At 40.1% G+C, this 23,710-nt stretch carries 22 protein-coding genes and 1 pseudogene; 8 read left to right on the top strand and 15 right to left on the bottom strand.

Annotated elements, in window-relative coordinates:
• The first annotated feature begins 127 nt into the window (after positions 1-127).
• Positions 128-685, top strand: a complete 558-nt coding sequence (locus CDG79_RS09055; protein WP_094341839.1) for a hypothetical protein — start codon at positions 128-130, stop codon at positions 683-685.
• A gap of 107 nt (positions 686-792) precedes the next feature.
• Here CDG79_RS09055 and CDG79_RS09050 read toward each other — a convergent pair whose 3' ends face one another.
• Entirely contained in the window at positions 793-1,404 is a 612-nt protein-coding gene (locus CDG79_RS09050) for a DedA family protein (protein ID WP_094341838.1), read from the bottom strand.
• Between the two features lie 149 nt (positions 1,405-1,553).
• Here CDG79_RS09050 and CDG79_RS09045 point away from each other — a divergent pair, with 149 nt between their 5' ends.
• Both CDG79_RS09045 and CDG79_RS09040 read left to right on the top strand, forming a co-directional pair.
• The gene (locus CDG79_RS09045; RefSeq protein WP_094341837.1) at positions 1,554-2,336 is read left to right on the top strand and encodes an ABC transporter permease; all 783 of its coding nucleotides are present in this window, start codon (positions 1,554-1,556) and stop codon (positions 2,334-2,336) included.
• A gap of 104 nt (positions 2,337-2,440) precedes the next feature.
• Entirely contained in the window at positions 2,441-3,169 is a 729-nt protein-coding gene (locus tag CDG79_RS09040) for a hypothetical protein (RefSeq protein WP_094341836.1), read from the top strand.
• On the opposite strand, the gene urtE is transcribed toward CDG79_RS09040, so the two are convergent.
• From urtE to CDG79_RS09020, 4 genes are read right to left on the bottom strand one after another with little or no spacing between them, the layout of a single operon-like run.
• A complete protein-coding gene (gene urtE, locus CDG79_RS09035; RefSeq protein ID WP_094341835.1) occupies positions 3,132-3,830 on the bottom strand; it encodes an urea ABC transporter ATP-binding subunit UrtE in 699 nt (232 codons plus the stop codon). The two genes, CDG79_RS09040 and urtE, sit on opposite strands and share 38 nt — an antisense overlap.
• A 57-nt stretch (positions 3,831-3,887) precedes the next feature.
• Entirely contained in the window at positions 3,888-4,421 is a 534-nt protein-coding gene (locus CDG79_RS09030; RefSeq protein WP_094341834.1) for a hypothetical protein, read from the bottom strand.
• Positions 4,421-5,128 carry a HEAT repeat domain-containing protein gene (locus CDG79_RS09025; protein ID WP_094341833.1) on the bottom strand — a complete coding sequence of 236 codons (708 nt, stop codon included), beginning with the start codon at positions 5,126-5,128 and terminating at the stop codon, positions 4,421-4,423. The genes CDG79_RS09030 and CDG79_RS09025 overlap by 1 nt, the downstream gene beginning before the upstream one ends.
• Positions 5,125-5,913 carry a hypothetical protein gene (locus CDG79_RS09020; protein ID WP_143855449.1) on the bottom strand — a complete coding sequence of 263 codons (789 nt, stop codon included), beginning with the start codon at positions 5,911-5,913 and terminating at the stop codon, positions 5,125-5,127. The genes CDG79_RS09025 and CDG79_RS09020 overlap by 4 nt, the downstream gene beginning before the upstream one ends.
• A gap of 291 nt (positions 5,914-6,204) precedes the next feature.
• On the opposite strand from CDG79_RS09020, the gene CDG79_RS09015 reads away from it, so the two are divergent.
• Entirely contained in the window at positions 6,205-6,798 is a 594-nt protein-coding gene (locus CDG79_RS09015; protein WP_094341831.1) for a Uma2 family endonuclease, read from the top strand.
• A gap of 33 nt (positions 6,799-6,831) precedes the next feature.
• Here CDG79_RS09015 and urtD read toward each other — a convergent pair whose 3' ends face one another.
• The 5 genes from urtD to CDG79_RS08990 all read right to left on the bottom strand — a co-directional run bounded on the left by urtD (position 6,832) and on the right by CDG79_RS08990 (position 12,724).
• Positions 6,832-7,578 (bottom strand): urea ABC transporter ATP-binding protein UrtD, encoded by a 747-nt coding sequence (gene urtD, locus CDG79_RS09010; RefSeq protein ID WP_094341830.1) that lies wholly within the window; start codon positions 7,576-7,578, stop codon positions 6,832-6,834.
• Positions 7,553-8,671: an urea ABC transporter permease subunit UrtC gene (urtC, locus tag CDG79_RS09005; protein WP_094341829.1), complete on the bottom strand. Its 1,119-nt coding sequence runs from the start codon at positions 8,669-8,671 to the stop codon at positions 7,553-7,555. The genes urtD and urtC overlap by 26 nt, the downstream gene beginning before the upstream one ends.
• A gap of 31 nt (positions 8,672-8,702) precedes the next feature.
• The gene (gene urtB, locus CDG79_RS09000) at positions 8,703-9,863 is read right to left on the bottom strand and encodes an urea ABC transporter permease subunit UrtB (protein WP_094341828.1); all 1,161 of its coding nucleotides are present in this window, start codon (positions 9,861-9,863) and stop codon (positions 8,703-8,705) included.
• Positions 9,864-10,068: 205 nt separating this feature from the next.
• Positions 10,069-11,385 (bottom strand): urea ABC transporter substrate-binding protein, encoded by a 1,317-nt coding sequence (gene urtA, locus CDG79_RS08995; protein WP_094341827.1) that lies wholly within the window; start codon positions 11,383-11,385, stop codon positions 10,069-10,071.
• 193 nt (positions 11,386-11,578) lie between these two features.
• Entirely contained in the window at positions 11,579-12,724 is a 1,146-nt protein-coding gene (locus CDG79_RS08990; protein WP_094341826.1) for an NAD(P)/FAD-dependent oxidoreductase, read from the bottom strand.
• Between the two features lie 281 nt (positions 12,725-13,005).
• On the opposite strand from CDG79_RS08990, the pseudogene CDG79_RS08985 reads away from it, so the two are divergent.
• Positions 13,006-13,682, top strand: a pseudogene (locus tag CDG79_RS08985) (Uma2 family endonuclease).
• A 190-nt stretch (positions 13,683-13,872) separates the two neighbouring features.
• Here CDG79_RS08985 and CDG79_RS08980 read toward each other — a convergent pair.
• Both CDG79_RS08980 and CDG79_RS08970 read right to left on the bottom strand, forming a co-directional pair.
• Positions 13,873-15,732 carry a tetratricopeptide repeat protein gene (locus CDG79_RS08980; RefSeq protein ID WP_223278067.1) on the bottom strand — a complete coding sequence of 620 codons (1,860 nt, stop codon included), beginning with the start codon at positions 15,730-15,732 and terminating at the stop codon, positions 13,873-13,875.
• A complete protein-coding gene (locus CDG79_RS08970; protein WP_094341825.1) occupies positions 15,689-17,041 on the bottom strand; it encodes an ATP-binding protein in 1,353 nt (450 codons plus the stop codon). Before CDG79_RS08970 ends, CDG79_RS08980 begins: the two co-directional genes overlap by 44 nt.
• 149 nt (positions 17,042-17,190) lie before the next feature.
• Between CDG79_RS08970 and CDG79_RS08965 the strand changes: the two genes are divergently transcribed.
• Entirely contained in the window at positions 17,191-17,775 is a 585-nt protein-coding gene (locus CDG79_RS08965) for an Npun_F5749 family FMN-dependent PPOX-type flavoprotein (protein ID WP_094341824.1), read from the top strand.
• A gap of 196 nt (positions 17,776-17,971) precedes the next feature.
• Here CDG79_RS08965 and cysE read toward each other — a convergent pair whose 3' ends face one another.
• The 3 genes from cysE to CDG79_RS08950 all read right to left on the bottom strand — a co-directional run bounded on the left by cysE (position 17,972) and on the right by CDG79_RS08950 (position 21,630).
• Complete coding sequence (cysE, locus tag CDG79_RS08960) at positions 17,972-18,736, bottom strand: serine O-acetyltransferase (protein ID WP_094341823.1); 765 nt, start codon at positions 18,734-18,736, stop codon at positions 17,972-17,974.
• A 153-nt stretch (positions 18,737-18,889) separates the two neighbouring features.
• A complete protein-coding gene (locus tag CDG79_RS08955) occupies positions 18,890-19,381 on the bottom strand; it encodes a hypothetical protein (RefSeq protein ID WP_094341822.1) in 492 nt (163 codons plus the stop codon).
• Between the two features lie 581 nt (positions 19,382-19,962).
• A complete protein-coding gene (locus CDG79_RS08950) occupies positions 19,963-21,630 on the bottom strand; it encodes a DUF3352 domain-containing protein (protein WP_094341821.1) in 1,668 nt (555 codons plus the stop codon).
• Between the two features lie 157 nt (positions 21,631-21,787).
• Between CDG79_RS08950 and CDG79_RS08945 the strand changes: the two genes are divergently transcribed.
• Together CDG79_RS08945 and hrcA are read left to right on the top strand one after the other, a co-directional pair.
• A complete protein-coding gene (locus tag CDG79_RS08945; protein ID WP_094331388.1) occupies positions 21,788-22,120 on the top strand; it encodes a rhodanese-like domain-containing protein in 333 nt (110 codons plus the stop codon).
• Positions 22,121-22,552: 432 nt separating this feature from the next.
• Positions 22,553-23,704: a heat-inducible transcriptional repressor HrcA gene (hrcA, locus tag CDG79_RS08940; RefSeq protein WP_094341820.1), complete on the top strand. Its 1,152-nt coding sequence runs from the start codon at positions 22,553-22,555 to the stop codon at positions 23,702-23,704.
• Positions 23,705-23,710: the final 6 nt, after the last annotated feature.

Genomic DNA, 23,710 nt, shown 5'->3' with positions numbered 1-23,710 from the left:
GAATTATTAAAACTTATTAAGTATTTTCTTCTTTAGTCTAGCTGACTCCAAGCGCTCTTTAATACGTAATTCGATCCTCAAAATGGGTATTACAAATAAGGACTTTAGATGAAATAGGTTTTCCAAGATGATTTTCAGCTTCAGAAATATCAGTGCTGTGTGTGCCGTATTTTTATTAGTCAGCGTTAGCAGCTTTCAGAAGTTAGCCATAGCCAATATAAATAACCAGTCCCAACTAATAGCCCAGCAGATTAAAACCCAGCCACACCCAGTCTTTAAATCTATCCTGCCCAAATTAAAGCAAAAGACTCAAATTAAGATTTTATTGCCGAAGTTTATTCCTGAGTCGGATGGGGAAAATCCAATTTACGCAAATATAGAAACTGCTACGCAAAAAAACTACGAGATTTTACTGGCTTTCAGTCCCGATTGTTATGGGGCCTCTGCTTGTCGTTTGGGTGTGGTTACGGCTTCAGCCGTAACCCGCAAAACACCCGGTTTGACTGGGAAACGTGTATCCTTAGCTAAGGGATTCACTGGCTATTTTGTAGATTTTACTTGTGGTGCTGGTTGCTCAGATGCTACCTTGACTTGGAGACAACAGGGTGTGCAATATGTTGTTGGGTTGAAAGCAGGCGATCGCACTTCTTTAATAAAAATGGCTAATTCTGCGATTAATCCCTAGTATGTCAACCTCACAATACTTGGATTAAATAACGAACCACAGAGCCATAGAGAACACATAGAGAAAGATTCTAAAACTTGGTTTACTTAGTAAATCCAAAAGATATTTCAACTTTTATTTGTTCTATTTTCTTGGATTACATGAATAATTGATGGCAGTAAAGAAATAACTATAATTAATCCAATAATTGGTAACAAATACTTATCTACCTGTTCAGGTGGCAGAGATTTTCCTAAGAAAAATCCTAAGATAGTGATGCCGAATGTCCAAAGAAAGCCACCAATTAAGTTGTAAGAAAGAAATGTCCGATAATGCATTGCACCAATCCCAGCCACAATCGGCGCAAAAGTGCGAATAATCGGTGTAAACCTCGCCAAAACTAGAGTTTTTTTGCCATGTTTATCATAAAAATTCTGGGTTTTTACCAGGTGTTTTTTATGAAACAACCATGAATCTTCTTTCTGAAATAACTTTCTGCCAAATCTGTATCCTGTAGTGTAGCCAACATTATCACCAAGGACTGCACAAACAAAAGAACCAAAAATCAGAACCCAAATGTTAAATACGGGTTCTGGAACAGACGCGAGGAATCCAGCAGTAAATAGTAAACTATCTCCTGGCAGAAAAAAACCAATTAGCAAGCCAGATTCCGCAAAGACAATTGCCCATACCCCAAAGTAGCCAATTTTTGTAATTAGGTCTGGTAAATTTAAATGCATAAAATCTTTTACCGTTAAACAATAAGCCTAAAATATCTTAACGTTCAGCAATTTTCCTGAATAAAAAGTAATATTAAAATTACGTAAAGTTCTTGTGTAATCTTTAGAAATATAGTGACAGATGGCACATTTTGGGTTACAGGTGCAAAATGGGAAGATATTTGAAAGTACTAAGATTATTTTGGGGTGCTGCGATCGCAGCTGAGTTGGAGTATCGTGTTAACTTTTTCATAACTACCCTCAGCAGCTTGGGAAATCTTGTTGGCAGCCTCTTTGGACTATTCTTGTTTTACCGCACTGGCTATACTTTTAGTGGCTGGACATGGGAAGCAGCTTTAGTAGTTCTAGGAATTTTTACCTTACTACAGGGATTTTCTGCGACTTTTCTAGCGTCGAACTTGAATCGCATTGTCCGCCATGTCCAAGAAGGCACTTTAGATTTTATATTGTTAAAACCTATCCGCAGTCAGTTTTGGCTTTCCACTCATACCCTTTCACCTTGGGGACTACCGGATATAATTTTTGGTTGTATTATTATTGGCTATGCAGGTAAACGCCTTGGTGTAGGGATAAACGGCTATCTACTTGGTATAGTGCCGTTGTTGTTCAGCTTCGTGATTTTATACAGCCTGTGGTTTATGCTGGGAGCGACGAGTATTTGGTTCATAAAAGTATACAATGCTACCGAAGTACTGCGTGGTTTGCTTGAAGCTGGACGGTATCCTATTGCTGCATATCCCACTGCTTACCGCTTTTTCTTCACCTTTGTAATGCCAGTAGCCTTTTTAACTACAGTCCCAGCCCAGGCATTACTGGGTCGGAGTGAAATTAGCTGGTTAATAGGTGCGGCTATATTAGCAGTAGCGCTGTTTTTTGCTTCTACTTGGTTTTGGCGGTTTGCGTTGCGGTTTTATACTAGTGCTTCGAGTTAGAGAAATATGAAAAGTAATCAAATTCTCATCCAGAAGTACTCAAAAAACCTATGGAAGAACAATTGCAACTTGCAAGTCAAGGTGATTTGGATTTATAACATTTTATGGAATCCCAAATAGACATACATTTGCCTAATGGAGTTTTACAACGCTTGCAAAATGTGAAAGATTTTGTAGGTGGAAGCGTTAACTCTCTAAGTAACTCAGCACAGCAAGTTGGAGAGTCTTTGAAGACAACAGCAACTACAACAACTGATACAGTTACAACAAGTTTAGAGCAAACTTGGCAAACTGCTGAGAAATTTAAAAGTACAACATCGGGAGCGGTTAAAGATGCAATGACATCTTCTGTAAGTGATTGGCTGACACAACACCCGATATTTTTTAGGTTAGTTCAAATATTAGGTTGGGCGACTAATCACCCAATTATTAGTATAGTGATTTTGCTGTTTGCGATCGCTATCATCTGGAGCATCATCAAAGCAATTGTGCGCTTGCTTGAAACAGCTAGTTGGTCAATACTCCAAGTCCCGTTAAAATTGCTTCAGGCTTTGATTAAAGTTGGTTTTTTATCTTTAAGTAAAGTTGGTAGTTTTGCTGTTCAACAAATTACAGCTACTAAAACAACTGATATCCTACCAGCTTTACCACCGGAAAATTTTCAACCAAATAAACAACAACGATTAGCAGAAATTTCTAGTCGCTTGGAAGTAATTCAAAAGGAACAGCATGAGCTTTTACAAGAAGCAGCAGACTTGATTGCATCTGACACAATTGATATAGAAATATCCCAAATTAAACAGCTAAGAAGCGTTGAATCACATCTTGGCTGAGTTCGGTGGTGGAACCGGAGGCGACAATACCGCCTTTTTGCATAGCGTAATAATAATCAGCCTGACGGACAAAGTGCAAATGTTGCTCTACCAATAAAACCGAAATACCTGTCGTTTCGACAATGCGACGGACTGCGGCTTCAATTTCGAGGATGATTGAGGGTTGAATACCTTCAGTGGGTTCATCTAAGACAAGTAATTGAGGTTCTCCCATTAAAGCACGTGCGATCGCTAATTGTTGCTGTTGTCCTCCACTCAAATCACCACCCATCCGCGAAAGCATAGTTTTTAACACCGGGAATAAGCTAAAAACTTCCTCTGGAATTTCTGCTTTTTTTATTGGTTTGCGTCTAGCTTCCAACCCCAGCAGCAGATTTTCTTTTACTGTCAAACGGGGGATAATTTCTCGCCCTTGGGGGACATAACCAATTCCTAACTTTGCCCTTTGGTCGGGAGATTTCGAGTTGATTAATTCTCCAGCTAAGTTAATAGTACCGCTACGGGGTTTGAGTAAACCCATAATTGTTTTGAGTAGTGTAGATTTGCCTACGCCATTGCGTCCAATCAGGCAGATCATTTGCCCAGATGGTACGCTTAAATCTACATTGCGGAGAATATGGCTTTCGCCGTAGTAAACGTTAAGGTTAGAGATTTTTAGCATTAGTTCATGCAAAGACGCAGAGAGGGAGATTAAACATTGAGCAAATTACGGTAATAATTAATCGCTATTAAACGTTGAATTAGACTGAATAAGTTTATCAATTTTTTCTTTGTCTTTCGGATTTAAGGATACTTTAGCTTTGTTGATGTACCCTTTCTGAATGCTGTCTGCTAAAAAATTAGTAACTTCCCGGACTAAAAAACGCTTTACTTCCCCTCTATCTAGCACCTGTTTAGCCAAGTCTACCAATCTAAAAGCAGAAAGTTCTATAAGGTCAAGATGGCAATTATTAACTGTTTCATCAGGGGTTTCACCTTTTGTCTGCTCACTTTTAATTCCAATCTCTTTGAGAATTGTTTCTTGAAATAGAACATAGTCAAAATTTGCGATTTTATCGCAATTTGCTGCGAGGGCTGCTACTACACGCTCTAAATTTGAGCAATCATCCTCAACACGATAAACAGATAATTTATTTCCTGTTGTAGCTAAGTCACCTAAAGGATCAGATTGAAACTCCCCCGGTAATAACCAAGCAATAGTTTCAGTTTTATACCATTTATTTTTACGCACCTTTCTCAGTAAAAATGACACTAACTCTCCCTTTTAAGTTGTGCTAATACTTGTTTCATATCTTCCTGAAGTTCCATAATTTTTTCTTGTTCTATAGCTTGCTCAAGATAAGTAATAGCATGAGGATCATTTAAATATGACAACCCCAAAATAGCTCCATCTCGCACTCTCGAAGATGGGCAGTTAAGACTCCGCTCTAAGAGCCATAGCCGAAATTTATAAGACTCAGGGTGATTAATTTCACCTAGCCAGCGTAAAGCTTCAGATGCAACTTCAGGACTAATTTTTTCGTAGACAATAAAAAAAGTTATGGCTTTTATCGCATCATTTCCATACTTTTGGACACAAGAAACCAAACCTCTTGAAAAATTACTTTCAAAACCGTCTTCAAAATACTCTTCTTTGCCAGTTATAAATAAAGTCTCTAGTTCTGAATAGATAATTTCTGAGCAACGATTATTTAATTCATGCTGAGTAGAATTTTCTGAATACTTTAGATAGATAAGCGTATTTTGCTCTATTTTAGGATCTTGCTCTATTTTAGGATCTTTAGTCGCTCCTATCACTTTTTGAATAAAAGTAAATTGTTTTGCTTTACTGGTTAAATTAACAGCAGATTTTGTAGAAGAAATAACTATATTTGCTGACCTTATCCTATCTGAATAAGTAGCTATTGTTATATCTGTTGAATTATCGTAACCCGTCAAAGTGGTAGTATCGTAATTCATAAAATATCTCCTTGGAGAGCAATTTCTTTTGCATATTCAACCAATTGAGCAAAGATTTCTGGTAACTTATCTTTAGACAGTTCACCAGAGAAATCTATACTAGTGTTGATATCTAACTCTAGACGAATAGCAACATTGGATGGATTTGAGGAATAAGTGTAACTCCCTACATTTGTAAATTGAAATGTAGTGAAAGTCATTACACTCCAACTAGAAAGACGATTAATCTTTAAATCAGGGATATCATCAACATTTCTAGGCCGATTGATTCGGTAATTAAAATCTTGTGCATTTTTAAGGTCAAGTTTATTCAATGGAAAATAGGCAGGTAGATATTCGTATGCTTGTTTTACATCCTCAAAAGGAAGTAATAGGTTGGCACCAAAAGCTATTCTTTGCAGATTGGGGCTTACATTGAGCCAGCGATTCATCAATTCTGCAAAAGAGTTTACTGATTCTGAAAACGATATAACAGACGGTAAGTCAAAACTAGTTGGATCTACCTCTAGAGCCAGTAACCAATCAATTCGGGAAGGCTGAACAGCAAGAATTAATCTCCCTTGTGTATTCCCGTCTTCAAATGAACCTTCATCCTGCTGTACTCCTGTTCTTGGCTGAGAACTTCTAACTTCTGGAGGAGAGCCGCAAATCTCTTCCCACCAATTTTGTTGGGTAATCGGAGATCCTGGACTAAGGAACGCTGTCATCCTTAGACTTTCGGTTTTCCATTTTGTAAGGTCAAAACGATCAGCAATGTTTGCTTCAGACATATAGACATTAAACACTCAAGGCTTTAGCATTCACAAGCGCCTACACTTTCCTATAGTCACTAACTCTAATGTACCTTGCTGCAAACGCTAGGTAAACAAGTTAATTGAATATTTAATAAGCAAACAGGATTCTCAAACAAAATTTTTACAAGCAGAAAGTAGAATAGATTACACGTGGAACGTCTTTAAGAAATAAACGATTTCAACTAAAGCTAGGGCAATTATAGCTTTTCTCCACTAATATTCTAAACCGGTTCGGCTCATTATAGTATGTGGTAGTCTGTATAGGGTAAGAAAGCAAAGCAAATGACCCAAACGACGAAAACCCAAAAACTGCTGACCTTTGAGGAGTATCTTACCTATGACAATGGTACAGACACGCGCTATGAGTTGGTGGATGGAGAACTAGTCGAGATGCCACCAGAAAGTCAGGAAAATAGCAATCTGGCAAGATTTCTATTTATTGAACTACTAAAACATTTCGCCTTTTATTTAGTTGCTCACAAAGATACAGAAATTGAGGTGGCGGGGCGACGGGCGAGATGTCGTTTACCTGACTTAATGGTTCACACAGAAGAATCTTATGCTGCCCTTATCGGTGCTACTCGTGCCACCCTCACCCGTGATATGCCGCCGCCTGCGCTAGTAATTGAAATTGTTTCTCCGGGAACAGCAAACAGTGTTCGTGATTATCGCTATAAGCGGACAGAGTATGCTGCTAGGGAAATATTAGAGTATTGGATTGTTGACCCACAGATACAACAAATTACTATTTGTCAGTGGGTGGACGGGCAGTATGAAGATAAAATATTTACAGGTGCAACTTGCATGGAATCAGTGGTAATTGCTGATTGGGCGCTAACAGTAGAGCAGGTGTTCAACAGCGCAAATAGACCATAATTACCAGGTGAATAGAAAGTACAATTGAGTTTTTTATTCTTCTTGTTTTCCCAAATAAACCTCAATCACACGAGAGTCATTTTGCACTTCCTCAAAATTTCCTTCGCACAGCACCGAACCTTCATGTAACACCGTTACTTTATTGGCAATTTGACGCACAAATTCCATATCGTGTTCAATAACTAAAATGGAATGACTTTGCGCTAGTGCTAAAAGCAGTTCGCCAATGTTATAAGTTTCTTCATCTGTTAAACCCGCAGCTGGTTCATCAACAAGTAATAAATCAGGGGATTGTGCTACTAACATTCCAATTTCTAAACGTTGCTTTTCTCCGTGAGAAAGTAAACCTGCTCTGATGTCAGCTTTTGGAGTTAAACCGATGGTTTCTAACAATCCTTTAATATTATTCTTTTCAGCAGCGTTAGAAGGTTCAAACAAAGTAGAAAAGACATTTTTATTCTTATTACTGGTAATTTCTAGATTTTCGCAGGGTGTTAAATTTAAGTAAATTCGGGGTGTTTGGAATTTGCGCCCAATTCCTAATCGGGCAATTTTATATTCAGGTAAAGAACGCAGATTTTTACCTTTGAATAAAACTCGCCCAACGGTTGGTTGCACTTTCCCGGTAATCACATCCAGAAATGTTGTCTTTCCCGCACCATTGGGGCCAATTACTACTCGTAATTCACCCACGTCCATACTAAAGTTAAGCTGGTTTAAAGCCTTAAAACCGTCAAAACTAACAGTTACATTTTCAGTTTCCAATATTTTCGCGTTCATGTTGCACTTCCGGGTCTTCTTCCAAGGTGGGATATGTAGAAATTTCTTGACGGCGGTTGAAAAGAGAAATATTCTGACTACGCAACCATCCCACTATGCCGTCAGGAAGGACTGTGACGACTATCAAAAATAGTGCGCCTTGGAAAAATAGCCAGATTTCAGCAAATTGTTCGCTTAAAAAAGTGCGGGCATAATTTACTAACAAAGTTCCCACAATTGCCCCAATTAAAGTAGCACGTCCCCCTACAGCTACCCAAATCACCATTTCAATAGAAAAAGCAATATCCATTGCTCTGGGTGAGACAGAACCACTTTGAATAGTGTAAAATGCTCCTGCTATGCCTGCGATCGCACCTGAAACTGCAAACACTACCACCTTAAAATCTGTAGGGTCATAGCCAGAAAATCTTACCCGACTTTCATCATCACGAATCGCTATCAACAATCTGCCAAAACGTCCAGTTGTCAACCAGCGACAAATCCCGTAGGTGGCTGCGAGAAACACTACCGTCAGCGTGTAGAAAATAAACTGCGTTTTGGCATCGCTGACCGTTGCCCCAAACAAAGTTGTAAAATCTATCAGTCCGTTTGTACCATTGAAAAATTGTTGTTGACCGTTAAAGAAGTTGAAAAATACAATAGTTCCCGCTTGAGTCAAGATAGAAAAATAAACTCCCTTGAGGCGATTACGGAAAACCAAATATCCCAACAATCCCGCCAATAACCCTGGAATTAGTACAACACCAGCTATTGTCAAAGGAAACGAATAAAAAGGTTTCCAAAAAGCGGGAAGTTCTGTAACCCCATAAAGCCCCATGAAATCAGGCAATTCTCCAGTCGGGACTTGCAGTTTTAGGTACATTGCGATCGCATATCCACCTAAACCAAAGAAAATACCATGTCCCAAACTTAATAAACCAGTATACCCCCAAATCAAATCGATACCCAAAGCCACAATCGCCAGCGACAAAAATCGCCCCAACAAATTCAGGCGAAACTCCGACAGCACCAGTGGCATAACAATTATAAGGAAGAGTGCGATCGCAACCACCACCCCCACCTCAATTAATAACCCTCCTCCCCTCCTCCTCATTCTCTGCGCCCTCTGCGTCTCTGCGGTTCGTTTAAACATCAACAGTACGTCCCTTCTGCGGAAAAATCCCCCCAGGCTTCCACTGCAAAAACACAATAATCAACGCAAATACCATTACCTTCGCCATACTCGTTGTTGCAAAAAAAGTAAACAAATCAGCCAAAGGCTTAACAGGAGTAAACAACAAAGCCAGAGTCCCAGAACCAATTAAAAAATTAGCCGTACCAATAGCCAAAGCAGCCACAATCGTCCCAGCTAAATTACCCACACCTCCAACAACAACAACCATAAAAGTATCAATAATATAATTTTGTCCCGTATTGGGCCCCACCGAACCGAGTAAACTAATCGCACATCCAGCCACACCAGCTAAACCAGAACCCAGTGCAAAAGTAATTGCATCAACCTTTTGAGTTGGGATACCCAAACAAGCACTCATACTCCGGTTTTGTGTCACAGCGCGAATTCTTAAACCCCAGCTAGAACGTTGTAAAAATAAATAAATTCCTGCTACACAGATTATCGTTAAAGCGATAATAAATAACCTAGCAAAGGGCAATTGCACACCACCTAAAGATATCCCCGCTTGTAACCAAGTAGGCGCTGTTACATCCACATTTTGAGCGCCAAACCAAGGTTGAGTTACTGCTAGCTGATAAGTTTTGCTTAATAAATTGCCCGTTGTGATTGTCACTCCTAAGGATAGTAAAAATATCACTGTCACAATCCAGTTACGAACTCTTCCCAAATCTGTGCGGGAATTCAAAATCCCTAAACCTCCAAAAAATAACAGAGAAAATATGGCAATTCCAATTATCAATACCCAATTTACACTGCGAACAAACTGCTGAAAAATTAAACTTACTCCCCAAGTTGCCAAGAGAGTTTCTAATGGTCGTCCATAGAGATAACGAATCACGCCTTTCTCTAGAATTAATCCCACACCAGCCGTGAAAATAAAAGCAATAATCAAAGCCAAAAATATATAGACTTCAAACCACACCCCACCCAATTGCTTACATACATTTTGAACAACAAATGTTGTATAAGCCCCAAACATCATCAACTCGCCATGTGCCATATTGATGACACCCATCAATCCAAATATAATGGCTAGTCCCAACGCCGCAATCAATAATACAGCGCCAATACTAATGCCATTAAATACAGCTTCTAAGAATCCTGCTAACACTTTTTCCCCTAATCAGCGTTATTTAGAATTACCTTATGGTATTGAGCAACTAACGTACAACTATCTAAGATGGTGCGTTAGGCTAAAGCCGTAACACACCCTACTTATTTCTGATAGTTCATAATCGTTAATTACGAATTACGAATTACGAATTACGAATTACGAATTACGAATTACGAATTACGAATTACGAATTACGAATTATTTAGGTTTTCTTGTACTTACCACCCTTCGCCGGGTCAGACCAATCACAAGCAAATCCTTTAGTCTCTTTTACAAATTGATTCCAAGGAACTGGTTCAACTGCTGTCGGAGTAGCATAAACAATATCAAACAAACCATCTTGTCTAACTTGACCAATCCGCACAATTTTGGATATGTGATGATTGGCACCCATTGTCACTTTACCTTCAGGTGCATCTAGAGTTTGACCATAAGCCGCAGCACTGACTTTTGCTATGTCTGTAGTCCCAGCTTTTTCTACTGCTTGCTTCCACAAATAAACGGCGATGTATGCTGCTTCCATTGGGTCATTTGTTACCCGATTTTCACCATACTCTTTCTTGAAAGCTGCAACAAACTTCTTATTAGCAGGGGTGTCTACTGTTTGGAAATAGTTCCAAGCAGCATAATGACCTTTGAGATACTCTACACCGATGGCTTTGACTTCTTCTTCAGCAATACTTACAGACATAGAGGGATATTTTTCTGGTGTCAATCCAGCCCCTTTTAATTGTTTGAAGAAAGCAACATTGCTATCACCATTTAGGGTGTTATAAATCACGCCACCATTAGGCAAATTTTGCTTAATTTTAGTAATAATTGGTGTAACTTCTGTATTCCCTAGAGGTAAATAATCCTCACCAACTGTTTTCCCACCTAAAGCTTCTAATTGGGCTTTAATAATTGTGTTGGCAGTGCGGGGAAAAACATAGTCAGAACCAACTAAAAAGAATTCTTTACCTTTATTTTTCAACAACCAATCAACAGATGGCTCAATTTGTTGATTTGGTGCAGCACCAGTGTAGAAAATATTTTTAGAACACTCTTGTCCTTCATATTGCACGGGATACCAGAGCATGTGATTTTTGCTCTCGAATACTGGCTTCACATTTTTACGGCTAGCAGAAGTCCAGCAACCAAAAACTACAGCGACTTTATCTTGATCTATTAGCTTAGTTGCCTTTTCTCTAAAAGTATCCCAGTTAGAAGCACCATCTTCGGTAACTGCTTCAATTTGTTTACCTAAGATACCACCAGCAGCGTTAATTTCCTTGATTGCTAATTTTTCAGCATCGACAACGCTTTTTTCACTAATAGCCATCGTACCACTCAGAGAGTGCAAAATACCTACTTTGATGGTGTTACCAGCAGTAGCCGCAGCAGGAGTTGCAGCAGGAGACGCGACTGGACTTTCTGTAACAGTTGGGGAATTATTCGCGCAAGCTTTGATAAAAAAGCTGCTTCCAAAAGTTAGAGAACCGTAGATTAAAAACTTGCGTCTGTTAAATTGTCTTCTCATATCTTGATGAATTTTCCTCTTGATGAATCAACTAACTTAATAGAAAGCTGACAATATCAAACTTTAAAATGTGATGATAGTGCGATAGTTTACTAGTAAAAAGTTACTGCTTATACAAAATGTCTAATTTTTGTAACAAAAAAATAACTTTGCAATGTTAATCTTTGTTAAGCTCGGTCTTCTGAAATTATTGTCAATGATGCAGAGATAGCTGGAGAATAATTTCATCTTTCTTGCCAGAAGCAAAGTTAGCAAAGCGCTTTGCTAAAGGTGGTATAATCGCCAAAGGAGTGCTAAATCCCCAGAATAAATGAATGGTGTCAAATCCTGGGATAGTACCAATCAACGGCTGGCGATCGCTACTAAATGCCACCAAGCAATGATGCCAAGTTCCTGGTAAATTTCCCAATATTGGTAAAACTTGACCAACACTTTTTCGCAGCCACTTTTCACTTGCTTCTGAGTTTACCTTGGCATGAGGATCTGCGATCGCACGGCTAATTTGACCAATGCGGATACTACCATCTTGAAATTGAATCGCACCCGCATCTAAAATTGGTGCTACTAACTCATTACCTACTTCATCCCACAATTCATCAACTTGAGTAGATTCAGCTTCTAGTTGAAAACGTTCCTGATTCGCTGGCATAACTAAGGTGCGTAACTGCACATCCACAGATGGGGTTTCAATGATTTCTGCATGGGTAAAATACAGCTTGACGGGAATACCAGCAGATTTTAGTAGTTGGCGGCTGAGTCCACCCGCACAGATGACAACGTTCGCACTGTGGAAAGTTGCAGTTGTGGTTTTTACACCATCTTGCAGTACTTGCAAAACTTGGGTAATCTGCATTTCACCGCCAGCCCGCAGAAAGGCTTGGATGTAAGCAAGTGATGTTTTTTCTGGGTGAATATGACCGTGTTTAACAGTTAAAGCACCAGATATCGCCTCTCGATTTAGCTGTGGTTCCAACTCACAAGCTTCTTCGACACTGAGTAAACGGGGTGGGATGGCAGAATCATTATATGATGCAGCCGTTGCTTCTGGGTCATTAGCGGCTGAAATAGTAAGTAATAAATCTAATTCCCGAAACTGAATATCAGCGTCTAACTCTTGAGATAGGATATGGTAACGCGCGATCGCATCTTCGCATAATTGCCGAGTTAGTGGCGTATTCCCCGACCAATAAGCAAGCCCACCATAACTATAGCGAGTTGCATTCTGTGGTGTTTGGTATTGCTCCAACAAAAGTACAGCAAAACCTGTTTTGACTAATTCATAAGCGAGTGCAGCACCCGCAATTCCACCGCCAACCACAATCCAGTCATAGGTTTTCATATATAAATTACGAATTACGAATTACTAAAGAGTCTATCGCTTGGTGTAAATAGCTCGGCGTAAATAAATATAATATGTTCTGTCATTGCGAGGAACGAAGCAATCGCAATGACTTGGATTGCTTTGTTCCTCCTCTCTGCGAGACGCTGTTCGCGTTCGCAATGACATCTTAAGTTTAATTATGCCCATCTACTTAGATTCTGATTCTCTGTCTTGAATTGCGATCGAGATTCATTAATAAAATAAAGATGCACTAATCACCGAAAAACAGTAAACCCATCATGCTAAATTACGATCCATTAGCTTGTTTGCCCTCATCTGAGGAACTACCAGACTCTGATGATACCCCTGTGGATAATGAATTACAAGATTTGATTCCCGGTTTACTCAAAGCTACCTTAGCGATGGCTTGGCCAGAACGCATGGATTGGTTTTTTGGTGTAGATATGGGTGTTTATTACGATCCAGATTTACCCCCAATCGTGCCAGATGGATTTTTGAGTTTAGGTGTAGAGCGATTTTATGATGAAATCTCCGTCCTAGTTATGTGCTTTGGGAAGAGAAGAAACTACCGATATTGGCGCTGGAAGTAGTTTCGCAAACTTATCGCGGTGAGTATTCGACCAAAAAAGCAGAGTATGCAAGGTTAGGGTTTTTGTATTATGTAGTCTACAACCCATTTCGTCGTCGTAAGCCGCGTTTAGAAGTTTATAAATTAGTTAATAATGCTTATGAATTACATGATGGTAATCCCGTTTGGCTACCAGAAATTGGTTTAGGAATTGGTATAGAGCGAGGAACCTATTTAGGTATTACACGTGAGTGGTTGTATTGGTATAACCAGCAAGGGGAAAGGCTTTTAACACCAGAGGAACAAGCAAAATTTGCTCAAAGACGCGCCCAATTATTAGCAGAAAGATTAAGATCGCTCGGTGTAGATCCTGATTCTCTCACCTAAAATAGCTGTCAAAGGTTTACGAACAAAGCTCAAAGGTTCATTAACGAAGCTCTGAGGTTCACGAATGAAGTTCAGACACTCGTCGGTGAGTATCAAAGACTCATTACAGCAGTTTTCATTTACTTAAATTACACTTTTGTATTCTTCTGTGCGCCTCTGCGTGAGACAAAAATCTTTCAGTAATTACGAATTACGAATTACGAATTATCCTATCAAGACTTGCACTCAACCTTTCAGCATCGGGTGACTTCAATCGTTGCAAAATCTCTAAAGCTGGTTGCAAATAAGATATCGCTTTAGTGTATTCACCCTGCTGTTCTGCCAAATGTCCTAACCACCACAGAGTCATTGCTTGGCCTTGGACATCTCCAATGCGTTCTCTTATTTTCAAAGACTGATTGAAAAGTGCGATCGCTTCATCCACTTCCCCTTTGTTAGCGTAAAGAATTCCCAGATTGCTCAACGTCGTTGTTTTGCCTTGGACATTACCAATGCGTTCATTTATTTCCAAAGACTGATTGAAAAGTGCGATCGCTTCATCGACATCCCCTTTCTTGGCGTAGATACCTGCTAGATTGTGCAACGTCGCCGCTTTGCCTTGGAAATTTCCAATGCGTTGTGTTATTTCTAAAGACTGATTGAAAAGTGCGATCGCTTCATCTACTTCTCCTTTATTAGCGTAAAGAATTCCTAGATTGCTCAACGTCGCCGCTTTACCTTGGAGATTTCCAATGCGTTGTGTTATTTCTAAAGACTGATTGTAAACTGCGATCGCTTCATCCACTTCCCCTTTGTTGGCGTAAAGAATTCCCAGATTACTCAACATCGCGGCTTTGGTTTGGACATCACCAATGCGTTCATTTATTTCCAAAGTCCAGTTGTAGAGTGTGATAGCTTTATCCACATCCCCTGTGTCAGCATAGATACCTGCTAGTTCGTGCAACGTCGCCGCTTTGGTTTGGACATCACCAATGCGTTGTGTTATTTCCAAAGACTGATTGTAAAGTGCGATTGCTTCATCCACATCCCCTTTATTGGCGTATATACCTGCTAGTTCGTGCAATGTCACCGCTTTGGTTTGGACATCACCAATGCGTTGTGTTATTTCCAAAGACTGATTGTAAAGTGCGATCGCTTTATCCACATCCCCTTTGTTGGCGTAGATACCTGCTAGTTCGTGCAATGTTATCGCTTTATCCCATTCTCTTAAATCATGATATGTGTCACCCAGTTCGTGGAGAACACTGGCTTTGATTTCTGCTAAATTTTCATCTTCTTCAGTCAGTTTCAAAGCTTTTAGCAAAAAATATTCTGCCTTTTCTACCTCAGCAATACTCTTATAAGCTGCCCCTAACTCCTGCAAAATAGTAATGCGGGTGCGTATATCAGTTGATTCTTCCATTAGCAAGCGTTCAAGTAAATCAATCCGCTCTTGCCTTTCTGGTAAATCTAAACTTCCTAATATTCTCTCAGACTGAATAGTTTTTTCAATAGCCAACTCTTGAGTAGACTCGACTGTTTGAAAATAAAATACTCCTTTTCTCCATGCCCAAAAATCCGGGGCATATTTTGCCAAACGCATTAGTGCATGATCTGGCAAAAATATCAGTACAGGGTGAGGAACGCTATCACTAAAAGCGTCTCGCACAAAGTTCAAGTCTTGCAGTACAGGCGGATATTCCCCAGACAAGCCAATAGACTTTTCTAAACCGATCGCAATTAAAACTAATTTTTTCTCTGGTTCTAAATCAACTTCTTTTAAATCTCGAACAATCTCATCCCTTAAAAAGCGCAAATTAGGATCGGCAAAATTAAGAATTTCAAACTGAATATCATCACATTGAGGATGATTTTTGAGGATTTCAATTAAAGTATTTCTATCTTCAGCAAAGTTAACAGCAACGAACCCAATCGTTAACTGAGTATCAGCAAAGTCAATAAAGGTTAAGAGTTCCGCTAATGACTGCTGATTTATTTGCACAAAAGTTTCTTTTTTTAAATTCAACTCAGGGGTTACTTGTAGCTGATTTGACTGCTTCTTGGAAAGCATGGATTTGCCTCACAACTGGATTAACATAATTCCAGCGATTTTTGCCGTTGTACTCAAAAACCCAAAGACTGAACAGCATTAATCTGCCGATTTCATCTTTAGAAACATCCTTATTAATATATACCGCAGCCAAAGCAGAATAGTATTCTGTTGGGATACTCCGCTCAAAATTAAACTGCTCTTGCTTAATCGAATAAATAATATCATCGGCAGTAACTTTTTGATGCTCACGAGTTGCTGCTGTCAGAAATGCTTGTGATGCTATTTGCATCAATTGACGGATGTGGCCGCCGCTTGCTTTCGCTAAATCTACTAATAGTTGACGCGATTCAAACACTGCGTCTACTTCAACTCTTTGTTCAATTAAACTCGCAATTGCTGTTATACCCTCATCATTATAATCTAGCTCATTTTTGTCTTGTTCAAATTCATATATATTGACCATCGGCACAATATTAGGCGTGTCGAAGAAATTACTCAAATTATTTTCAGAATAGACTATAGAAATTGGCGCTGTATAGATAATCGTACAATGTAGACTTTGTAATTGAAATGAATAATCACAAAATAAATGTTTAGCTACATTGGGAGGAACCCTATCTAAGTTATCAAAAATAATTAGAAATCCTTTTTCATATTCTGGGTATTTGGATTTAAGTTTGACAAAAGCATCATCTAACAACAAATTTATATCAGCTTGTAAACGGCCAATATCTTTTTGTAAATTCTGGCGAACAGTCTTTCTTTGTTTGTCACCACCTTTAATTTGAGCTTGTATTTTACCCAAGAGCTTTGATATAAAAGGAATCTTTATTCCTGCTTCACCCTCAGCACCAATACTTACCGACCTTTCAACTGTTTGTTCAGTTTCTTGAGTAATTTCTTTAAACCAAGACTCAAAATTATTTAAAAGTTTTCTATCAAAATTTAATTCTGATGTGTATAGAACATCAGCAACTTTTTTAATAATTACCAAATATAAATCTGTGTATTCTGCGTCTAGTATGTCTAGTTCTGCATCCGCTTCAATATAAATAACTTTATATTGAGATTCCCATTCGTGCTGAATCTTTCTTAATTCTGTACTTTTACCGCATCCCCGGTGTCCAGTAAAGAGAAGGCTACAAAATTCTGCGGGTTCAAGAAAATCTAAGCGAGTTTTAATTTTTTTAATTGCCTCTGTCTTGCGAACTTTTGATAAATTAACATAATAACGTTCAATATCTCTACTAGTAACTAGAGGAGCTACATCACAAACACGAAAAGCAGCTTTGAGAGTATTAGCACGATTAGGGGGTAAGGAACTCATTAGATGTTATTTATATTAAGAATTTACATATATATTACAGCAGTGGAATCTTAAAGCTTCTTAGCATTAGAGAACTTTTAGAAATCACTGGCGCTAAATGGTAGTATGTTCAGGAATACTTGGCCTTAGATTATCAACAGAATTGTATAATGTCTCTTGCTCCTTGGCGAGGTGCGATCGCTCATGCACTCCATCGGAACCGCAGCCTTGTTTATGCCCGTTACCTGCAACTAGCAACGGTGCAGCGAAACGGTCGCCCCGCTAATCGTACCCTAGTCTTTCGCGGCTTTCTAGAAGATACAAACCAGCTAAGATTTATCACCGATATCCGTAGCGCTAAAGCCGACCAGATACAGCAACAACCTTGGGCAGAAGTTTGCTGGTACTTCCCCAGTACACGAGAACAATTCCGCATCAATGGCGATTTGACCCTAGTCAGCAGTGATGATTCTCACCAGGAATTACACCCAGCCCGAACCGCAATCTGGCAAGAATTGAGTGATGCTGCACGTTTACAGTTTGCTTGGCCTCATCCTGGTAAACCCAGAGTTGAAACCCCAGAAGCTTTTGCGCCACCAGCACCCGACCCCGTGCAGCCAGTACCTAATTTTTGCCTACTGCTACTCGACCCAGCGCAAGTAGACCATTTAGAATTACGCGGCGAACCCCAAAATCGATGGCTTTACTGCCGTAATGACCAGCAAGAGTGGTCTAGTGAAGCGATTAATCCGTGATTTGGTCAAGGTCAAAATGATATGACCCTAGTGAGTGTTTTCAAAGTCTTAGATCCCCCTAAATCCCCCTTAAAAAAGGGGGACTTTAAGAGATTCTTAGCCCCCCTTTTTTAAGGTGGGTTGGGGGGATCTAAAAAATTATGAGGCTAAACGAGTAGTTTGAAAACACGCCCTAGCCCTTAAGCTTTGAGTTTAACTAAATGCCAGCACCATCTAGAAATTGCTGGATTGTCTTATCCTTGAGGTTGCACCAGCGAGTATCGTGAGTTAGCTCATCTTCTTTGGCAGCTAAACAACCCACTAAAACCGGAGTTTTTTCTGAAGAATTGACGCGCTGAAGAGCTTGTATTTGTTCTTCCAGTGCCTCAATCCGGTCTACTAAAGCCCGAATTACTTCAGCTTCCGAATCTGGTAAATTACTGTGTTCCAGAGGTGCAACCCTGACTCCAGAACGATATATAATCCGCCCAGGTACGCCGACTACAGTGCAGTCTGAAGGAACATCCCTTAGAACAACAGACCCAGCGCCAATACGGACATTATCGCCAACTTGGATATTACCCAGCACCTTCGCTCCCGCCCCAACCACGACATTTTCGCCCACAGTCGGATGGCGCTTGCCACATTCTTTACCAGTACCCCCAAGGGTGACACCTTGATAGATTAGCGTATAGTCTCCTACGATCGCAGTTTCACCAATTACTACACCCATACCGTGGTCAATAAACACACTCTGCCCAATTGCTGCACCAGGGTGGATTTCAATTCCAGTCAAAAACCGAGCCACGTGAGAAATCAGGCGGGGAATAAAGGGAAGACCAACAGTATACAGCCAGTGAGCCAGCCTATGGAATAGCAGGGCTTGCAAACCAGGGTAACAAAATAAAACTTCCAACCAGTTACGGGCAGCTGGGTCACGTTCAAATATGATACGAAAGTCAGCACGCAGTATAGATAGCACGAGATAGCACCCTCGGAAAGCACAACAAGCTACTCTCCCATATTATCCTCTCAGGCGTTACACCGAAAAATTGGGAATGGGGAATTGGGCATTAGTTATTAATCACTTAACTCCTAACTCTTGTACAGACGCGATTAATCGCGTCTCTCCCCATTACTGCTGCTCTACTGTCAGAGTGTAATCGCGCTTGACCCCAGGATTAAATGTACCTACCCAAATCCGATAAGTGCCACTTTTCCAGTTGCGATCGCTAACGCTAGCATCTTTACTTTTGCCAGTATCATCACCGCAACGAATCGTAGTTTCATCTGGGCCTTGGATCGTTAAAGTGGTGTCGCTTCCCCCGCTATCTACTTGTATTGTCAGATGGGAAAAGTCTTTTTCCAAAACCATAATGTGATCTGGATTGGGATCGGCAAAGCCTATACATGCTTTTTGATCGCGATCGCGGTTACTGATGGCAGACAATGAATAAGAACCACCTGTAAACCCCTGTACTGTTCCTTGGGCTGGATTAAAGTTTGCTGATAAGTTGAAAGTACCAAAATTCGCTGTTTCTGCGATTACAGGAGTCGCTGTGATGGCGGTAAGTATAGCCAACAACCAGCCGCCGGTAAACTGAAGTCGGGGGCGACAGTATTTCATAGTAGCCCTCCAACAGGCTGTTAAGTTAGTAATGATATATACATATTCTAATGAAAAAATTCCAGTGAAATTTCAGTTGGTTGTGCCACATTAAAATGTGCCACAATTAAGGGTTATTAAAACAAGCAGCTAATTGCTAGGCTCTCTCTTGATATAAACAGCAGCTACAATTCCCAAACTAATGATTTATACCAATTTTGGATTTTAGATTTTGGATAATGAAATTCAAAAGCTAGACTACAAGGCTGTTAAAGAAATTTCAAATAATACTATTTATCGCAACTTGGTAGACAATTTTAGGTTAGCAGCCAGTAATTATCCAGAAATTACAAATAGTAAACACTACAGTAACTCTACATAAATACAGGAATCCGGTTTGATTTCTGAAAAGATACGTAGGGTGTTATCGCGGAGAGTACGGCACGAAACCCTTGATAGTGGTGCGTTACGAACTTCGTTCTAACACACCCTACATACCTAATTTTGTTCAAAAATCAAATAGGAGTCCTATATCATGATTTAAGAAAGTGCAGAAAGTTAAAAATTATTTAACTTTCTGCACTTGAGCTTTTATGAAAATCTCAGGAATTATTAAGTTTGAAGAAAACGCCACCTTTGAGCGATCGCGTGTCAGTTCCATAACTGCTGACTGTGAGCGATCGCAAATTATCAAAAAACGGTTTCCCTAAAACTTCCGCTAGTTTCAGAATCGGTACTTGACGCTCTAACAAATTCTGGCTCTTTGTCCAGTCAAGATATATGTAGCCTTGGTTGGGTAAGGGAATAGCAGCGATACTATCTTTGAAATTGGGATTGTCAATTAAGGAATTATCCTTATTTGTAAGAATTTCATCCATAGTTTCTAAGTCAGAGGTGAAAATTTCGTAATTTCCTAAAGCTGTATGCAATCCCCGCACTTTTGTTTCAATAGTGAAAGATGCTCCCTCTTTAACATCACTTTTTTTAGTCGCCGTAGTTAACTCTGTCCAAGCCGAGATTTTTTGCTTGTCTTGCTTGTCTATAGTCAGGGTATTAATGCTCAGTCCATTGGATGATGCGATCGCATCTAGTCGAGCAACGCCTTGTTCTACACCCTCGGATTTTTCTACTACAAAAATCCAATGAGGGTTTGTTTGCTCTTTCTCAGGTAACAATGCTACGGCATATTCTCCTTGTACCCAGCTAAAAATATCCTCTGGTAAGTTTATCCCCCAGCGTTTTTGAACATCCACCAAAGGTTTTGCTAACCGAGAAACAACATCTTCCCCAGAACCATATATAGTAGCTGTTGCTTGGCTCCAAAGTTTGGCTAAATCACTGTTACCCAAATTACTCAAATTTGAGCCGGAAATTGCCAAACCTGCGGATGCTGGAACATACTGCAATGCTCCCACAGGTTTAGATAGTGGCGAGGATGGAGAAAGAATTTCCGATGAAGTCAAAAAGGTGGTTTCTGCTAGCAATCCTTTGGGATTCAACGCCAGAGAAATAATTTGGCTGTTATAAAGTTGTTCTGGTAGTTCTAAGCCTTGCCATTTTGCCACAACGGGAAGATTCAAGAACGCTACAGCTAAACCCCCTTTAGGTAGTTCTTTAGTAGCTTTTTGGTATTCGGGGGAGCTAGTCAAGTTTAGATCGGGTGCTTGGACGTTATTGATTGCATCTCGCAATACTTTCGGATCGTTAGCAAACAACACAAAGCCTTCACCAACAACCGCACCTGCAAGCAAATCCTCTTTTGGCTGATTATCAGAAATCAGCTTTACGCCTTTGTATTGTTCAACAGCTAAGGTTGCGCTAGCTAACGCCCGTTTGGAAAACAACAACTCGACAAACTCACGGCTTTTCTCTGGTTGCTTAGTTGCTAGTGCTAACAGATACCCTGGCTGCTGTCCGTTTTCTGAGTCCCGATCGATATCTAAGGTGGCGATCGCTAATGTAATTTCGTTCCCTAACCAGGGTTGCACGTCTTGTTTATAATCTATGCCACTCTTGGCGAATAAACTGGTTTTGAGTTTAGATAGTTCCTCTTCACGATCCAACGCCTGTAACCGATCGGGATTAGTCAGCAATGAAACCATTGCAGGGGAAAGTTTGGAAACGAATATGGCTGCACCCGGCTGAGAGGTAGAAGCAATCAGGTTAGCCGGACTTTTGGCGAAAAACCAGTAAAAGCCAGCGATCGCAATTATTAGCAGTGCGATCGCACCTGCGACGATAAAACCGATAAATGAACGTTGACTATTCACATTAAACCTTTAAAAAGACGGTTTACAGCCATTTAAGCAGAAAGCCTAGCAGAATTTATCAGCCTTCTTGAGAATGGATACTCATGCAAAGACAGAGATTTTCTGTCACCATAAAATTAGATTAGGACTGTTTATAGGGAATTCTTTTAGTCAACCCATGAACCAGATTAGTGTAGAAGAACTGGCAAAACGTCTTTCCTCTGGTGATGGAAGTATACAGCTAGTGGATGTGCGAGAACCAGAAGAATTGGCGATCGCTAGCATTGAGGGCTTTGTCAACCTACCTTTAAGTAAATTTGCCGAATGGGGAGATGAAGTACCTACCCTCTTCAATCCCCAAGCTGAAACCCTTGTATTATGCCACCACGGTATTCGCTCTGCCCAGATGTGCCAATGGCTAATTGCTCAAGGTTTTACAAATGTGCAAAATATTTCTGGCGGTATTGACGCTTACTCCATCTTAGTAGACCATTCAATTCCCCAGTATTAGCTTGTGTTTAGGTGCATTACTCAGATGGAATGGAAATTAATTCCATCTGGCTTTTGTGATTGTAAAAACATCACTATATCAAGTTAGCAAGTTTCTCAACTTGCTATATACTTACGGAACTTTTCGACCCAAATCTTCGCTGCGATCGCCGCAAAAATACGTATCCCATAATACTTTTATCAGTGTAGAATAATGCAAAAATAAGCTGATGAAGGATGTTATAAATCCAAATTTTCAGCTTTGGCTGCAAAAGCCTAAATTCTATTTAGAGTGCAATTTTAAAAAGTGTTGTACGGGAACCTTAAAATTAATTATCACAATATAATTCTATAATTTGTTATCTTAATAAATTATTAATATTCTTTTTTTTCGGTCAAATCCAGAAATTTTTCCAGACTTTGATTAAAATTTGCCTCTAGCAAAACATATCCTATGGAAGTCCAGTTAACAAATCGACAACAGAATATACTTTGGGCAACAGTACGTCACTACATTGCTACAGCAGAACCTGTTGGTTCAAAGGCTTTGGTCGAAGAGTACGATCTGGGTGTAAGTTCAGCCACAATTCGCAATGTAATGGGAGTTTTAGAAAAGTCTGGATTACTCTACCAACCACATGCTTCTGCCGGACGAGTGCCTTCAGATTCAGGGTATCGCATTTATGTTGACCAGTTAATTACACCTTCTCTGAGAGACGCTACCCATAGCTTGCTTCCACGTTCGCGCAGCGTCCCGCAGGGAAGTGGTACAGAAACTTTAGGACGAGAAGTAGAGGTGGCATTGCAAAAGCGCCTCCAGTGGGAAGATCGGAGTTTAGAAACCCTACTGCAAGGAGCCGCACAAATTTTAGCAACCTTGAGTGGTTGCATTAGCTTGATTACGATGCCGCAAACTACAACAGCGCTATTGCGACATCTGCAATTAGTGCAAGTTGAAGCTGGGCGGATTATGTTAATTGTTGTTACCGATGGTTATGAGACGCATTCCAAATTGATGGATTTGTCGCCAATATCAGAAGAAACACAACGGGATTCAGAGGTAATCGATCGCGAGTTACAGATTGTTTCTAACTTTTTGAATACCCATTTACGGGGGCGAAGTCTGTTGGAATTAGCCAACCTCAATTGGAGTGAACTAGATCAAGAATTCCAACGCTACGGGGAATTCTTGAAAAATTCAGTTGCGGAATTGACTCGTCGCACTCTTGCGCCGACTGCAACCCAAATTATGGTTCGGGGTGTATCAGAAGTTTTGCGCCAGCCGGAATTTTCCCAGTTACAGCAGGTACAAACAATTATCCACCTGCTGGAAGAAGAACAAGACCAACTATGGCGATTAATATTTGAGGAACCAGAACCAGAGGATGCGGGGAAATCAAGGGTAACGGTTCGTATTGGCGCAGAAAATCCCTTAGAACCCATCCGCACCTGTACTTTGATTTCTTCCACCTATCGCCGAGGTTCAATAGCAGTAGGAAGTGTGGGAGTTTTGGGGCCAACACGCCTAGATTATGAAAGTGCGATCGCAGTTGTGGCATCTGCTGCTGATTACCTCTCAGAAGCCTTCAGTTATTTCAATCCTTAATACCAA

The organism is Nostoc sp. 'Peltigera membranacea cyanobiont' 232 (assembly GCF_002245985.1).
Classification (GTDB): Bacteria; Cyanobacteriota; Cyanobacteriia; order Cyanobacteriales; family Nostocaceae; genus Nostoc.
Note: the sequence above shows the minus strand (reverse complement) of the source record. Positions and strands in the feature narration are given on the sequence as shown.